This window comes from Sulfurospirillum sp. E15m, assembly GCF_059415145.1.
On sequence record NZ_JCAHZS010000001.1, the window covers coordinates 339,744 to 355,173 of the forward strand.

13 protein-coding genes are annotated in these 15,430 nt (G+C 39.6%); 12 read left to right on the plus strand and 1 reads right to left on the minus strand.

Annotated elements, in window-relative coordinates:
* Positions 1–68 precede the first annotated feature (68 nt).
* From hemB to AC5SLP_RS01785, 6 genes are all read left to right on the plus strand, one after another.
* Complete coding sequence (gene hemB, locus AC5SLP_RS01760; protein WP_495253413.1) at positions 69–1,043, plus strand: porphobilinogen synthase; 975 nt, start codon at positions 69–71, stop codon at positions 1,041–1,043.
* 67 nt (positions 1,044–1,110) lie between these two features.
* Positions 1,111–2,037, plus strand: a complete 927-nt coding sequence (gene argF, locus AC5SLP_RS01765) for an ornithine carbamoyltransferase (RefSeq protein ID WP_495253414.1) — start codon at positions 1,111–1,113, stop codon at positions 2,035–2,037.
* A gap of 29 nt (positions 2,038–2,066) precedes the next feature.
* Entirely contained in the window at positions 2,067–2,525 is a 459-nt protein-coding gene (locus AC5SLP_RS01770; RefSeq protein WP_495253415.1) for a DUF2603 domain-containing protein, read from the plus strand.
* Between the two features lie 9 nt (positions 2,526–2,534).
* Positions 2,535–3,908 (plus strand): oxygen-independent coproporphyrinogen III oxidase, encoded by a 1,374-nt coding sequence (gene hemN / locus AC5SLP_RS01775; RefSeq protein ID WP_495253416.1) that lies wholly within the window; start codon positions 2,535–2,537, stop codon positions 3,906–3,908.
* A 3-nt stretch (positions 3,909–3,911) separates the two neighbouring features.
* The gene (locus AC5SLP_RS01780) at positions 3,912–5,174 is read left to right on the plus strand and encodes a (Fe-S)-binding protein (RefSeq protein ID WP_495253417.1); all 1,263 of its coding nucleotides are present in this window, start codon (positions 3,912–3,914) and stop codon (positions 5,172–5,174) included.
* Between the two features lie 207 nt (positions 5,175–5,381).
* A complete protein-coding gene (locus AC5SLP_RS01785; RefSeq protein WP_495253418.1) occupies positions 5,382–8,222 on the plus strand; it encodes a transporter substrate-binding domain-containing diguanylate cyclase in 2,841 nt (946 codons plus the stop codon).
* A gap of 61 nt (positions 8,223–8,283) precedes the next feature.
* Here AC5SLP_RS01785 and AC5SLP_RS01790 read toward each other — a convergent pair whose 3' ends face one another.
* On the minus strand, positions 8,284–9,468 hold the full coding sequence (locus AC5SLP_RS01790) for a sugar transporter (protein WP_495253864.1): 1,185 nt from the start codon (positions 9,466–9,468) through the stop codon (positions 8,284–8,286).
* 160 nt (positions 9,469–9,628) lie between these two features.
* Here AC5SLP_RS01790 and AC5SLP_RS01795 point away from each other — a divergent pair, with 160 nt between their 5' ends.
* The 6 genes from AC5SLP_RS01795 (at position 9,629) to AC5SLP_RS01820 (ending at position 15,428) form a co-directional block, all read left to right on the plus strand.
* Positions 9,629–10,027 (plus strand): YchJ family protein, encoded by a 399-nt coding sequence (locus tag AC5SLP_RS01795; RefSeq protein ID WP_495253419.1) that lies wholly within the window; start codon positions 9,629–9,631, stop codon positions 10,025–10,027.
* Positions 10,028–10,029: 2 nt separating this feature from the next.
* Complete coding sequence (locus tag AC5SLP_RS01800; RefSeq protein ID WP_495253420.1) at positions 10,030–10,686, plus strand: Crp/Fnr family transcriptional regulator; 657 nt, start codon at positions 10,030–10,032, stop codon at positions 10,684–10,686.
* Positions 10,687–10,763: 77 nt separating this feature from the next.
* Entirely contained in the window at positions 10,764–11,195 is a 432-nt protein-coding gene (locus AC5SLP_RS01805) for an Hsp20/alpha crystallin family protein (protein ID WP_495253421.1), read from the plus strand.
* 100 nt (positions 11,196–11,295) lie between these two features.
* Positions 11,296–13,593: a sensor domain-containing diguanylate cyclase gene (locus AC5SLP_RS01810; protein ID WP_495253422.1), complete on the plus strand. Its 2,298-nt coding sequence runs from the start codon at positions 11,296–11,298 to the stop codon at positions 13,591–13,593.
* Positions 13,594–13,647: 54 nt separating this feature from the next.
* Positions 13,648–14,466 carry a prolipoprotein diacylglyceryl transferase gene (gene lgt / locus AC5SLP_RS01815; protein WP_495253423.1) on the plus strand — a complete coding sequence of 273 codons (819 nt, stop codon included), beginning with the start codon at positions 13,648–13,650 and terminating at the stop codon, positions 14,464–14,466.
* 179 nt (positions 14,467–14,645) lie between these two features.
* Positions 14,646–15,428 carry a fumarate reductase cytochrome b subunit gene (locus AC5SLP_RS01820; protein WP_495253424.1) on the plus strand — a complete coding sequence of 261 codons (783 nt, stop codon included), beginning with the start codon at positions 14,646–14,648 and terminating at the stop codon, positions 15,426–15,428.
* Positions 15,429–15,430: the final 2 nt, after the last annotated feature.

A 15,430-nucleotide genomic window follows, 5' to 3' on the forward strand; every position in this document is an offset into this window, starting at 1 on the left:
TATCCAATTATGCTAAAATCGTATCTTTTTATAAGAAGACATAATTTTAACAAAGATAAGGCAAAAGAATGTTTAAGAGATTTAGAAGACTTAGAATGAACGCGACCCTTCGTTCCTTGGTTCGCGAAACCACTCTTAGTTTGGACGATTTTATCTATCCGTTGTTTGTAAGAAATGGTGAAAATATTAAAAAAGAGATTGGTTCAATGCCGGGTGTTTACCAAATGAGCATTGATGAAATTTTAAAAGAGTGCCAAACACTCCAAGATTTAGGCTTGAACTCAATTATTCTTTTTGGTATTCCAGAAGTAAAAGACAGTATCGGAAGCGATGCATTGTGTGAGCATGGTATCATTGCAAGTGCTATTCGCGCGATTAAAAAAAGCTTTCCGCAGATGTATATTGTGACAGACCTTTGCTTTTGTGAATTTACAGATCACGGCCATTGCGGTATTTTAGATATAGAACATGAGAGTGTTGATAACGATGCCACGCTTGAAATTTTAGCCAAACAAGCATTGGTTCATGCGCATGCAGGTGCCGATATGATAGCCCCCTCAGGCATGATGGACGGTATGATTGAGACATTGCGTGCGGCACTTGATGGCGAAGGATTTATCAACCTGCCGATTATGAGTTACTCAACGAAATTTGCCAGCGCGTATTATGGACCATTCCGTGATGTCGCAGAATCGGCTCCTTCTTTTGGTGACCGAAAAACGTATCAAATGGACCCAGCAAATCGCAGAGAAGCTATCGCCGAATCGGTAGAAGATGAGAAACAAGGTGCCGATATTTTAATGGTAAAACCAGCACTTGCTTATTTAGACATTATACGAGATGTGCGTAATGCAACAACCACACCTTTGTGTATTTATAATGTGAGTGGTGAATATGCGCTTTTAAAAGCAGCCGCACAAGCAGGCGTGATAGATTATGACCGTGTGATGATGGAAACGATGGTCGCGTTCAAGCGTGCAGGCGCAGATATTATCATCAGCTACCATGCTAAAGAAGTGGCTGAAATTTTAAACCGACACTAGTATTGAAATACTTTGTATATGGCTTAAGCAGTCATCTACAAAGTAAATGAAAGGGGATAACGAAATAATGAGACATTTTTTAACACTCAAAGATTATAGCAAGCAAGAAATTTTAGAGATTATTGATCTAGCCCTTGCTATTAAAAAAGAGGCAAAAGCAAAAAATTATGTGCCTTATTTAAAAGACCAAACACTGGGTATGATTTTTGAAAAAAGCAGTACCAGAACCAGAGTGAGCTTTGAAGTGGGTATGCATCAATTGGGTGGCAAAGGATTATTTCTCTCTTCCAACGATTTGCAATTAGGACGAGGCGAGCCGATGAAAGACACTGCGCGTGTGATTAGCCGTATGGTGGATATGGTCATGATCCGAACGTTCGCGCAAAGCACGCTTGAAGAGTTTGCGGCGTACTCTAAAGTACCTGTGATTAGTGGTCTGAGTGATTCGTATCATCCAGTGCAATTGATGGCAGATTATATGACTATGGTTGAATATAAAAAAGATAAAAACCCAATCGTTGCTTATGTCGGAGATGGCAATAACATGACCCACTCATGGTTGATGATGGCATCTAAACTTGGTTTCGAACTTCGCATTGCAACCCCTAAAGGGTATGAGGTTGATGCTAACATTTTAGAAGATGCGCTTGGCTTTGCTAAAGAGAGTGGTGCGGTTATCACAATTGGCAATGACCCTAAAGAGGCTATTGCAGGCGCAACCGTGGTAACAACGGATACTTGGGTTTCGATGGGACAAGAGAGTGAAAAAGCAAAACGCGTAAGCGATTTTCAAGGGTATATGGTTGATGATGCCATGATGGCTTTGGCAAAAGAAGATGCGATGTTTTTGCACTGTTTACCAGCCTACAGAGACTATGAAGTCAGTGAGAGTGTCTTTGAAGCACATGCAGATGAGATTTTTGATGAGGCAGAAAATAGACTTCATGCCCAAAAAGCAGTCATGGTATGGCTCGATAGGCATAGAAATAACTAATGGATTTTACACGAAAAAAAGAGTTTAAGATGATAGAAAAAATTTCAAAAGGTCTTAACCTAAGCAAACAGAAAGAGCAAACGGTTTTGGAGATTGTGCCAAGTGAAGAAGAAAATACTAAGCTTCTTCGTCTTAAAAATGGCTCATGGGACAATACCAAAGAGCCATGGTTAGTGTATGATGAACAGCAAAAACTGCACGCATTACTCTCCATTGAAACACTCAGTAAGATGATAGAACATTTTAAAAAAGCAGAGCAAGAGACACTTTTTCTCAAGCTTGAAAAAAGTATTTTGCAACACTTACCTCTTGATTTTCAAGATGTTTGGACCGTTGCAATGGAAGAGATAAACAAAAGTAAAAAACGTGAGATCGACTTTGATAAATTGATTAAAAAAATCAAGAAAGAGCACCCCAATCTCTTTTTAGACCTCAAAGATCTCTATATACCTGAAGGGGCAAGTATTATCAGTGCTATTGAGCGTTAGGAATAATGTATGATTGATTTTGATAAGTTCGCGAAGTATTCAAAACCAGGGCCTAGGTACACGAGTTATCCTACGGCTCCTGAGTTTCATGAGGGTTTTACAGCACAGAGTTATGAGAGTATTTTGGCGAAGCAAGACAAAAATCGCAAACTTTCATTGTATTTTCATCTCCCATTTTGTAGAAGTGCCTGTTATTTTTGTGGTTGTAACGTTGTTTACACCAGCAAAGAAGATAAAAAAGAGCGCTATATTGACTATTTAGAGAGAGAATTAGAACTGCTTTCTCATCATCTTGATACCTCACGCGAAGTCATTCAAATGCACTTTGGCGGTGGTACGCCAACGTTTTTTAATACGACACAATTAGAGCGCATTATCGGTGCGATTAAACGATACTTCAAAAATTTTGCAAACGATGCTGAAATCAGTTGCGAGATTGACCCACGCTTTTTAACCAAAGAGCAGTTAGACGTGCTGACTCGTAATGGGTTTAACCGCATTAGTTATGGGGTTCAAGATTTTAACGATGAGGTTCAAAAAGCGATTCATCGCATTCAGCCCTATGATGTAACGGGTAACGCCGTTAAGATAGCCAAAGAAGCAGGGATTAAATCAATTAACATGGATTTGATTTATGGACTTCCGTATCAAACCTTTGAAAGTTTTCAAGAAACGCTTCGCTTAGCCGTTTCACTTGATCCGACACGTTTGGCTGTTTTTAACTACGCACATGTACCTTGGATGAAAAAGTCGATGCGTAAAATTGATGAGACCACACTGCCGCATCCAAGTGTCAAGCTTGCTATTATGCGTTATACCATTGATTATTTAGCGGCTAATGGCTATCAAATGATTGGTATGGACCATTTTGCCAAACCCAATGATGAACTGTTCTTGGCGATTGAAAAAGGAGAGTTGCATCGTAACTTTCAAGGCTATACAACCAAAGGCGGTGCGGACTTAATTGGTATAGGTTTAACCAGTATCGGTGAAGGATTGACGCATTATGTTCAAAACTTCAAAGAGATGGACGAGTATGAAAAAGCAATTGACGCAGGCATTTTACCGGTACATCGAGGTTTGACTCTAAGTGCGGATGATGTGCTTCGAAAAGCCGTTATTATGGAAATGATGAGCAACTTCAAGCTTAACATCGCTGGCATTGAAACGCAGTTTGGCATCGACTTCTTTGATTATTTTGCCGATGCCGTGTCGGCTCTTTCTCCTTTTGTAGAAGAAGAGCTTGTCAGCATTGATAAAGAGGGCAAAAAGATTTTGGTGAATACAACAGGTACCCTGCTGATTCGTAATATCGTAATGCCTTTTGATGCGTATTTGAAAAAAATCCCTGAAGAGTTACGACGCTTCAGTAAAACGGTGTAACAGATGTTTAAATTTAATGTAACGAGCGATGCGTGTGTTAAGTGCGGTAAGTGTATTCCTGTATGTACGATTCACGAGGTCAATCGCGATGAAGTTACCAGTCCTAGAGGCTTTTTAGACCTTTTGGGTGCGTACCAACGCGGTGAATTAGAACTCGATAAAAATGCGAAAAGTATCTTTGAAAGCTGTTTCTTATGCACCAACTGTGTGGATGTTTGTCCGAATGATTTGCCTGTGGATATGCTTATCGAACAAGCGCGTAATGATATTCGTAAAAAATTTGGATTGGCGTGGTATAAAAAACTCGCTTTCTTCTTACTGCGCAACCGTAACATCATGGATGTGCTTGCACGCTTTGGTTACATGTTTCAAACCTGTGGGTTTAAGATGGTGGAAAAGCAAAGCTCGATGTATCTTCGAAACTTCCCTATCATTAAGATGGATAGACTCTTTCCTAGTTTAAAGAAAAAAACATTTTTAAACGCACACCCTGATGTCATTCATAACGGTGGCAAAGGCAAAGTGGGCATTTTCATCGGCTGTTTAGCCAATTACATGTACACCGATATTGGCAAAGCGTTACTTGAAATTTTAAAAGAATTGCAAATAGACGCGTATCTGATTAAACAGCAAAAATGCTGTGGTGCACCTCAGTACTTCACAGGTGATTTTGACAGTGTCGATTATTTGGCAAAGTTTAATATCGAATACATTGAAGGCTTTGTCAATGAACTGGATGCCATCATCATTCCTGAAGCGACATGTAGTGCAATGATTAAAGCTGATTATGTGCATTTCTTCCATGACCAACCTGAATGGCAAGCCAGAGCCAAAGCGATTGCACCCCATATCTTTATGGCAACGGAATATTTAGAGAAGAAGACCAATTTAGCTGAAATCTTAGCCAGTAAATCACGCAGAAGTGAAACCATTACTTACCATGACCCATGCCATGCCAGAAAGATGCAAGGTGTTTGGAAAGAACCACGTAACTTACTTTCACAAAATTATGTGATGAAAGAGATGAGTGACCCAAATCGCTGTTGTGGATTTGGTGGTGTTACCATGCAAACAGGAAATTACCGTTTTGCCAAAGCCGCAGGACTCCCCAAGGCAGCGATGATTAAAGCAACGGGTGCAGAGTATGTTAGTGCAGAGTGTAGTGCCTGTCGAATGCAACTGAGCGATGCGATGCACGGTCAAAAGGTGGATGTCATCTTCAAAAACCCAATAGAATTGATTGCTAAAGCCCTTCGTGAAGGCTAAATGAAACATTTACATGTAAAGCGCTTTAGCTTTACATGTAAATACTCCTCCTCTTCTAACTTTAGCAAGGTGTTGCCTAACTTTTTAATATCAACTGTTTTAAAGAAAAATTGACTACGATACATACATTATTTTTGGAAATCGTAATACAAACATAAAATCGCCTTAATCTAAATAGTACGACACTTTAGTTTCATGAGGTGTGATATGGCAGCACTAGCAAAGATAGTTTTCATTGTTTTATCATTGTTAAGTTGCTTGAGTGCGCTCTCTTCTATCACCATAACACCTTTAGAACAAGCTTGGCTCAATCATACCAAAACACTCAGGGTGAGAATTACCAAAGACCTTCCTCCTTATCAATACATGCAAGATGGTCAATACACGGGTATTAGTGTTGAGTACATCAAATTTTTCGCTTCGATGTTCAATCTCAAAATAGAGTATGTCAGTGATGGCACATGGACAGAAGCGTTGCAAAACATCACAACACGCAAAAATATTGACATCATTTTAAAGGCAACTCCCGATGCCGTGCGTATTAAAAATATGCTTTTTACGAAGCCGTATTGTGCGTTTCCTTTTTCTCTTTTAAGCAATAAAACGACAAATCCCAATACGTTTTTTGAATCATCGTCTAAAAAAATAGCGATTGTTCCTCATTATGTGATTAATGAAAAATTGAAGCGTGATTATCCATACATTACGTACATTACGTATCCCAATAGTCTTGAAGCGATGAAGGCGGTTGATGCCAATGTGGTTGATGGTTTTGTCGGTGACATCGCGATTATGAGTCTGTTTGTTAAGGTCTATCATCTGCAAAATGTCATCGTGTCCAATTTTCCAAAGTATCCTGCGGAAGAGCAGTCTATGGTAACGGCAACGGATTGGCCTGAGTTCATCTCGTTGTTCAATAAAATGCTAGAGTCCATGCCTTCTGATTTACATGTAAAGATAAAACGTAAATATTTGCCTTTAGGTACAGAAGCGCAAACAACTCAGAAAATTCAAAAAATAGAGCTGAGCGAAAGTGAAAAGGCATACATCCGTGAGCATCCTGTTTTAAGCGTTACGAATGAGCTGGATTGGTATCCGTATGATTTTAATGAAAACGGTGAAGCCAAAGGGTATGCGGTTGATTATATGAAACTTTTAGCGGATAAAATGGGTGTACGTTTGAATTTTATTAGCGATACATGGCCCAACTTATACGAGAAATTCAAGAACAATGAAATCACTATGGCGCAGCCTTTAATCCCCTCTGCGGAGCGACGCAAAAATTTTCTCTTCAGCGATAAATTTATCACGATGGATTTGGCTCTTGTTGCGCAAACCAAGCGGCAAGATATCTATTCTATGGATGATTTGAAGGGCAAAACCATCGGAGCAGGTAAAGGATGGCCTACCACAAAATACCTCAAAGAAGAGTACCCATCCCTTAAAGTGGTGGAGTATGAGACGACCAAAGAGATGCTTGAAGCGATAGCCTTTGGACTCATTGATGCGGGGATAGATGACTTTTTTACATCGCAATATATCATCAATAAAGAGATGCTTGCGAATCTACATATCGTCTCAAAAGTTGAGTTGCAAAAATTAAAAGATAAAAATCTCTATATCGTGATGCACCATGACGATACCACGTTACAATCACTCATCAATAAAGCATTGCAAAATGTGACGGCAGAAGAGCTAGAGAGATTAAAAGAGAAATGGTCAAAAAACATTTTACCTAAAGAAGCGAGGTTGGCATTTACGTTGGACGAGCAGATGTATCTTTCGAGAAAACAGACGATTAAGATGTGTATTGACCCAGATTGGATGCCTCTGGAGATGAATCAAAACGGTAAGCATGTCGGTATTGCGGCAGATTATATTCATGAGATGGAACATTTTATTGGCATACCGATTGTTCTGGTTCCTACGCGGACATGGTTAGAATCCATGATATATGCCAAGGAGCGAAAATGTGACATCTTTTCTCTTGCTATGCCGACACCAGAGCGAAGAATGTATATGAATTTTACGCATCCTTATTTGCATATACCCCTTGTGCTTGTCTCGAAATTTGATAAGGTGTTTTATTCGGATTTAAGTTCGTTGGTCGATAAGCCGATTGGGATTGCAAAAGGGTATGCTTACGGTGAAATTTTAAGAGTGCGGTATCCTAATATGCAACTGGTCGAAGTCGATAATGATGCGGATGGGTTAAAGAAAGTAGAGCAAAAAAAGCTTTTTGGCTACATTGGGACACTGGCCACGGTGGCGTATCAGATTCAAAAAGAGTATTACGGTTCTTTGAAAATCGTAGGTAAATTTGATGAAAAATGGGAACTCGGAGTCGCAACACGCAATGATGAACCCTTATTGCTCTCCATTTTTGAAAAAGCAATTGACTCGCTTGATACAACGAAAAACCAAGCTATCTTAAATAAATGGATATCGGTCAATTATGAAGAGCGCATGGATTATACCTATCTTTATATGGTCGCGACGATTATTGGCGTTATTATTTTAATTGTACTTGTGAGGCAATATCAGTTGAAAAAATATAACACGCAACTGGAAATTCTCTCCAATACCGACAAATTGACAGGTATTCATAACCGTTTAAAGCTGGATGATATTTTAGAGTATGAAAAAAAGATGTTTGATAGAGACCAATTACCACTTTCCATCATCATGTTCGATTTGGATTATTTCAAACATGTGAATGATAATTATGGGCACAAAAGAGGCGACGAAGTTTTAAAAAGCGTTGCTCGAATCGTAACATATACCAAACGCGAGACTGATATTTTTGGGCGATGGGGAGGCGAAGAATTTTTACTGATTTGTCGCGATACCGACATTGAAGGCGCACGTGTGTTAGCGGAGAAAATACGCGTTGCCATAGAGTCGTATGAATTTCCTGAAATAGTCTCACTGACGGCCAGTTTTGGAACCGCCCAGTTTGAAAAGTACGATAGCATCATTAAAATTTTTGATAAAGCCGACAAAGCGCTGTATGAAGCCAAAGAAAAAGGGCGTAACAAAGTTGTTTGAGTGGTCACAAAACACTTTAAATCTTTACATGTAAAGTGATTTCGCGCGTCGATAGCTCCGTTTATGCGTGCGGTTTTGCTTTTAAAAATTTTGTCCAAATCACAATGCATAATATCAATGCAAGACTTCCAAAAAATGCACCCACGACTCCTACCTCTGACATAGAATGGTGCAAGATAACGAGACTTCCTACAAAAGCCCCTCCACCGATACCAATGTTGTAGATACCAGAAAAAAGTGACATCGCCACATCCGTTGCATCAGGGGCAAGTTCTAAGACCGTGACTTGAAGCATAAGGCTAATAAGGCATATCGTGATGCCCCACACAAAACACATCAGACTAAAAGAGAGCATATGTGGCGCTAAAGGAAGCATCAACAGCAGGCACACGATTAATCCGCCCAATGCTCCTGAAATGAGAACAAAGGGGTATTTGCTTTTGAAATACGCGAAAATAGCACTTCCTAAAAATCCAGCCAGTCCAAAGATAAACAGTATCATCGTCGCAAAGTCGGCACTGAAAAAAGAAACTTGTTGCACAAAAGGTTCGATATACGAGTAAGCCGTGAAGTGTGCGGTAATGGCCAAGGCTAATAGGACATAAATACCCATCAGTGCAGGACGTTTTGCAAGCAGTGGTAAGCTGTTAATCGAACCTGCATTGATGCTTGGAAGCAGTGGCAAGACTTTCATCAAAACAAAAAGCATCAAAAATGCCAAGAAACCGATAATGCCAAATGTGGCTCGCCATCCAAGTGCTTGACCGATGATGCGTCCAAGCGGTAAGCCTAAAACGATGGCTAAGGAGGTGCCCGTTGCTAAAATACCAAGTGCGCGTGTTTTTTTACCTTCGGGTGCTAAACGATAGGTTAAAGAAGCAGTAATCGACCAAAATACGGCGTGTGACAGAGCAATTCCAATGCGTGAGAGCATTAAAATCCAAAAATTCCAAGCAACAGAGGAGAGAATATGACTGGCAATAAAGAGGATGAAGAGCCATAAAAGCAGGCGACGACGCTCCATTGTTTTGGTGAAGAGCATCAATGGCAAAGAAAGGCTTGCCACGACCCACGCATACACGGTCATCATAATTCCAGCATGTGCTTCACTGATGTTCAAATCACTGGCAATATTGGTGAGCAAACTAATGGGCGCAAATTCTGTGGTATTGAAAATAAACGCAGAAATGGTTAAACCAACAACCGGAAACCATGGTTTCCATGATGTAAAAAGAGAAAAAAGTATCAACAAAAGGCCTCGTTATTCAAGTATGAAAGTGTACCGTATCTAAGAATATACGAAGTTGAAGGTATCAGATTAGATGATGAAATACACTAGCATAGAAGAAGCGATTTACATAAAAATCAGTATAATTCTTCTTCCATCACTTAATGAAAGAAGCGCTATGAATGAACGTGACTTATGCCCTTGTGGCAGTTTAAAACCTTATGAAATTTGCTGTGAACCGTATCATAAAAAGGGGAATGCCCCCACGGCGGTTGCACTGATGCGTTCACGTTACAGCGCTTTTGTCTTTTCCTTGGTGGATTATTTGTATGAAACGACGCATCCGAACAACCGAGCTAAACATCTCAAAGAAGAAATTGCTTTTACATGTAAAGGTTTAGCATGGATGGGACTTGAAGTCTTAGAGACGTGGCAAGGTGAGGAAAAAGACACTGTTGGCAAAGTCACGTTTCGTGCCAGTTTTATACAAAATGGCGCTCAAGGCGTTCATGAAGAGCAGTCTCGCTTTAAACGTTATGGTAAAGCATGGATGTATGTGGATGGAGAGGTGAAATAATTATGTACGCATTAGAGGTCATACAACAAGAGCTTCACGAAGATATCGCCCGTTTTGGGCGGATAACCTATGTCAAAAAAGGTGAAATCTTGATGCGACCTGAGGAGTGTATGGAGCACTTTTTTATCATTTTAGAAGGGCGTGTCAAAATTTCGCAAATTAACTTTGAAAACGGCAAAGAGCAGATTTTGTATCTTTTATCCAAAGGCGATATGTACGATGTGGTAAGTCTCTTAGACGGCAAAGCGCATGAAAATATGGCGATGGCGTTAGACGATGTAAAACTGCTGGTATTTCCCATTGAGCTCTTTCGTGAGTGGATAGAAACGAAGCCCTCGTTTAACAAACTCTTTTTCCCTTATGTCGCTAAGCAGTTGCGTGATGTTGAGACATTGGCAACAGACCTCTCTTTGTACGATACGACCACACGGTTGGTGAAGCTCATTGCGAAAAACATTGAAAAAGAGGGCGACAAACAAACCCTCAAACTCATCAACAACCTTTCTCACGATGAACTTGCCAACCTTATAGGCACGGTTCGTAAAGTGCTCAATCGAAACCTCCAATCGCTTAAAAAAGAGGGGCTTATTGATATTAAGCGTAAAGAGATTTACATTAAAGATTCTCAAAACCTGCTGGAGCATCTCCCTTTAGAGTAACTCTGCTACTTAAGTGGCAGACATATTTTTTTACATGTAATAGACTTCTGCTATCAAAAAAAATAAAGGAGTCCATTATGTTAGTCACACGTTATAATCCCTTTAAAGAGTTACGAGAACTTGAAAGTAGGCTTTTTAATTACTACCCGAGCGCTCAAAGTGAAGAGGGTGACATCTCTGCGTTTCGTCCCAGTGTCAGTACCCGTGAGGGTGAGTTTGCCTACCATATTGAGGTGGATTTACCAGGGGTGAAAAAAGAGGATATTCACATTGACCTCAAAGAAAATCAGATTATTATCTCAGGGGAGCGAAGCTTCAAAGAGGAGCGCAAAGAGAATGACTACTACAAAGTAGAAAGCAGTTATGGAAAATTCCAACGCTCGTTTGCTCTGCCTGAAAATGTGGATGTGGAAAACATTGAAGCCAGCAGTGAAAATGGCGTGCTAGAAGTTGTGCTGCCTAAACTTAAAATTGAAAAAAGTGAAGTGAAAAAAATTCAGGTTAAATAACTTTACATGTAAGGAGCTTCTAACGCTCCTTACACCTCTTTGCTGCGTTATTTTTCTTCTTTTGTGCTACAATCGCTTAATAGACTTTTGAGGAGCGATGGTGCACGTATTAAGGCGTTTGTATACTTTTTCATTTTTACCTTTAGTGGTCTTATTTGTGGGTGTGCTTTTTTCCATGTTGATGGCATGGAAGAGTTATCAATGGATTGAAAATGTTGAAGCGATACGGTTTGATGCTGCCTCTAAAGAGATAACCGCTTTAATTCAAAAAGAACTCGACTCCCATGTACAACTTTTAAACAGCAGTGCTGCGTTTATTTTTGCTTCAGAAACTATTACCCGCAATGAGTGGCATACTTTTGCAAAGATGCATGACTTAGCCATTAATTTTCCAAGCCTTTATGCTTTAGGGTATGTGCCTTTGGTGGAAGCTTCGAAGAGAGAAGCCTATGAAAAAAAGATGGCAGAAGACAGTGCTATGGCACAGTATAAGATTTTCCCCTCATCTTCTTCTCATTCAACACTCTTTCCCATTACGTATATTGAGCCTTTTACAGAACAAACTGTACAGATTTTAGGGTATGACATGGGTTCTGAAGCGATGCGCAGGCAAAACATCGAAAAGGCTTTAAAAAAAGGCTCTGTAACCATTACGCCAAAAATTGAATTTGTGAAACAAGCGCAAGCTTCCGAAAAAAAAGGGTTTATTATTTACATGCCTTTTTATTATCGTCATCATTCACTTCAAAATGAGGCAGAGCGTTTAGCTGCTGCAAAAGGGGTTGTTTACAGCGCCATAAAAGTCAATACCTTTTTTGAAAATATTTTAAAAGCGAATGATGGGTTAGTGAGTTTTGAAGTGTATGATTGTGAATCTTTAAGCGAGGAGACACTGTTATATAATTCCAATTCACAATTAACCAAGCCTCGATTAGAGCGTTCCGTTGTATTTACGTCATATGATACTCATTGGACACTCTATTTTAAAGCCAATAGCGTATTGCATAATCAATTAAATCATTATTTCCCTCATATTCAAGTCTTTATTGGCATACTTTTTTCCATACTATTGAGTGGATGGATGTATGCTTTGCAACGTACACGTAGCCGTGCGTATGAGATTGCGGAAGAAAAAACAAAACAGCTTTCCGAATCTGAGGCATGGGTGCGTCTTCTTTTTAAAACGATGCAAGAAGGCGTTATGGTGATTAATCGTGAAGGGGTCATAACAGAGTGCAACGATACTGCAAAAAAGATATTACCTTCTTTTAATAAGACGCTGATTGGAACACTTAATAGTGATCTTCCATGGAAAGCCCTTCATGAAGATGGTTCTTCTTTTTTACCAGAAGAGCTTCCTTTTATGAAGGTTTTGAGATCGGGTGAGTCACAAAATGGTATTATTATGGGGATTCAAAGAGAGGATTATCCTCTTGTATGGATTCAAATGAATGCGGCACCTATTTATTTACATGATAACGATAATGTCAGTGCGGTAGTTTTAACCTTGAGAGATATTACCAACTATCGAAAATCAAAATATAAATTGGAAGAATATTTAAGTATTATTGATAAACATGTGATTATTTCGACCACCGATTTAAAGGGTGTGATTACCGAGGTCAGTGAGGCGTTTTGTAAGATTTCAGGATACTCTAAAGAAGAACTCATTGGTGCCAATCATTCGATTGTACGTCATGCGGATGTTCCTTCCTCGGTGTATGAGCAGATGTGGAAGGCGATTAAAAGTGGTTTGATTTGGAGAGGTGAGCTTAAAAATAGACATAAAGATGGCAGTGCGTATTGGGTGGAGACGATTATTGCGCCACTGTACGATGAAGATTACTCTTTAATTGGATATACCGCCATTCGAACGGATATTACCGATAAAAAACGGGTCGAAGAACTCTCTATCACCGATAGACTCACAGGACTTTACAATCGTTTAAAATTGGATGAAGTCTTTGCGCACCATCTTTCGATTGCAAGGCGACATCACACGCCTTTTTCAATTATCTTGCTTGATATTGATAAATTTAAATCGGTCAATGATATCTATGGGCATCAAGTGGGAGACACGATTTTGCAAGAGTTTGCTTTATGCGTTAAAGCACAGATTCGCTCTGAAGATATTTTTGGGCGTTGGGGTGGGGAGGAGTTTTTACTTTTATTGCCCAACAGTACCCTTGAAAATGCTTCTTTACTAGCAGAAAAATTGCGTCTATGCGTTGCATCGTTTTCCTTTTCACAGGTTGGAATGAAAACAGCCAGTTTTGGGGTGGCAACCTTTCATGAGGGAGATGATGAAAAGAGCATGATGGTACGTGTGGATGAGGCATTGTACCGTGCTAAAGAGAATGGGCGTAATCAGGTCGTATGTGAGCAATTGAGCTTCTAAAGACTTTCTCAACCTTCTTCGGGTAGACTTTTCTTTTTACATGTAAGGATTTTTATGCTTTTTTGGAATGAAATTTATTCGCATTTTGACCCTGTCGCCTTCAAGTTAGGCCCTATAGCCGTTCATTGGTATGGCATTATGTATATTTGTGCGCTTTTAGGAGCATTGTATGCCGCTAAATGGTTTGTAAAAAAAGACAATTTAGGGTTTAGCAATCAAGTGTTAGAAAACTATTTCATCTGGATAGAAATCGGCATTATTTTGGGAGCGCGTATAGGGTATATCTTCTTTTATGATCCGCATGTTGATTACTATTTGACACATCCGTGGCAAATGTTTAATCCTTTTATGGATGGAACATTCGTCGGCATACGTGGAATGAGCTATCATGGTGCTATCGTAGGCTTTTTGCTTGGAACATGGTTTTTTAGTCTTAGGCATAAGATGAAGATATGGGGCCTTTTAGATGTTGTAGCCCTCAGTGTTCCTGTGGGGTATATCTTCGGACGCATTGGAAACTTTTTAAATCAAGAATTAGTTGGTAGACCTACCGATGTGGCATGGGGAATTTATGTGGACGGTGTTTTACGCCATCCTTCTCAGCTCTATGAGGCACTCCTTGAAGGATTGGTTGTTTTTCTTATCCTCTATTGGTATCGTTTGCATAAGCGATACGATGGAGAATTAATCGCTTTATACGGTGCTTTTTACTCCATAGCACGTTTTGTCGCAGAGTTTTACCGAGAACCTGATTTTCAAATCGGTTTTGTCTATGGTGGGTGGATGAGTAAGGGACAAGCGCTCTCTTTAGCCATGGTCGTGGCCTCGTTACTATTATATGGTGTTATAATTTGGCGAGGAAAAAAGGGATAAAAAAATCCCTTTTAAATCCCCTTTGCTATATTATAATTTCAGCAGTTGTGTGCAAAACGGCATAATTATGGCTTGTTAGCTTTAGGGCTTAAGAAAGCTTTTACAAAAGATAATAAGACGTCACTGTGGCGTTTTGCACATTAATGCGTGTTTATCAAACTTCACAAAAAGGATGAGATGTGAGTGACCTACTTGAAGGTTTTCTAGGTACTAGTATTGAGGGAAAAAAAAGTAGACTTCCAGCGAAACTTGATTATATTCAAAGTGCGACGGGTCTATTTTTAGGTTTGTTTATGTGGGGACATATGTTCTTTGTTTCAACAATCTTGATTAGCAAAGATTTTATGTACACCATAACCAAAATGTTTGAAGGCAGTATGTTCTTAAGTGAGCCACAGCCTGTAATTGTTTCTGCAATCGTCTTATTCGTTTTTGCAGTATTTATTGTCCATGCAATGCTTGGAATGCGTAAATTGCCTATTAACTTTAGACAATACCAAGCATATAAAACACATATGGGCATGATGAAACATGATGATACAACGATGTGGTTTACACAAGCGTTTACTGGTTTCGCGATGTTCTTCTTAGGTTCTGCTCACTTGTTTACAATGGCGACTAAAGCAGATGAAATCGGACCATTTGGTTCAGCTGATAGAATGTACTCTGATTATATGTGGCCATTTTATCTTCTTCTTCTTTTAGCAGTAGAATTCCATGGTGGTATCGGCCTTTATCGTCTTTGTGTTAAATGGGGATGGTTTGAAGGTGCAGATGCAAAAGCATCTCGTAAAAATCTTAAAAAAGTAAAATGGGCTGTCACAACATTTTTCCTTGCACTTGGTCTTTTGACTCTTGCAGCGTATGTAAAAATTGGATACGAACACAGACACAATGTAGGTGAAAGATTTCAGCCAACTGCACAAGTAGAAGTAAGATATGATGTGAAGGTTAGGGCGTAAAC

Coding starts and splice junctions, on each gene's coding strand:
- hemB (WP_495253413.1), top strand. CDS start 69: ATGTTTAAGAGATTTAGAAGACTTAGAATGAACGCGACCCTTCGTTCC.
- argF (WP_495253414.1), top strand. CDS start 1,111: ATGAGACATTTTTTAACACTCAAAGATTATAGCAAGCAAGAAATTTTA.
- AC5SLP_RS01770 (WP_495253415.1), top strand. CDS start 2,067: ATGATAGAAAAAATTTCAAAAGGTCTTAACCTAAGCAAACAGAAAGAG.
- hemN (WP_495253416.1), top strand. CDS start 2,535: ATGATTGATTTTGATAAGTTCGCGAAGTATTCAAAACCAGGGCCTAGG.
- AC5SLP_RS01780 (WP_495253417.1), top strand. CDS start 3,912: ATGTTTAAATTTAATGTAACGAGCGATGCGTGTGTTAAGTGCGGTAAG.
- AC5SLP_RS01785 (WP_495253418.1), top strand. CDS start 5,382: ATGGCAGCACTAGCAAAGATAGTTTTCATTGTTTTATCATTGTTAAGT.
- AC5SLP_RS01795 (WP_495253419.1), top strand. CDS start 9,629: ATGAATGAACGTGACTTATGCCCTTGTGGCAGTTTAAAACCTTATGAA.
- AC5SLP_RS01800 (WP_495253420.1), top strand. CDS start 10,030: ATGTACGCATTAGAGGTCATACAACAAGAGCTTCACGAAGATATCGCC.
- AC5SLP_RS01805 (WP_495253421.1), top strand. CDS start 10,764: ATGTTAGTCACACGTTATAATCCCTTTAAAGAGTTACGAGAACTTGAA.
- lgt (WP_495253423.1), top strand. CDS start 13,648: ATGCTTTTTTGGAATGAAATTTATTCGCATTTTGACCCTGTCGCCTTC.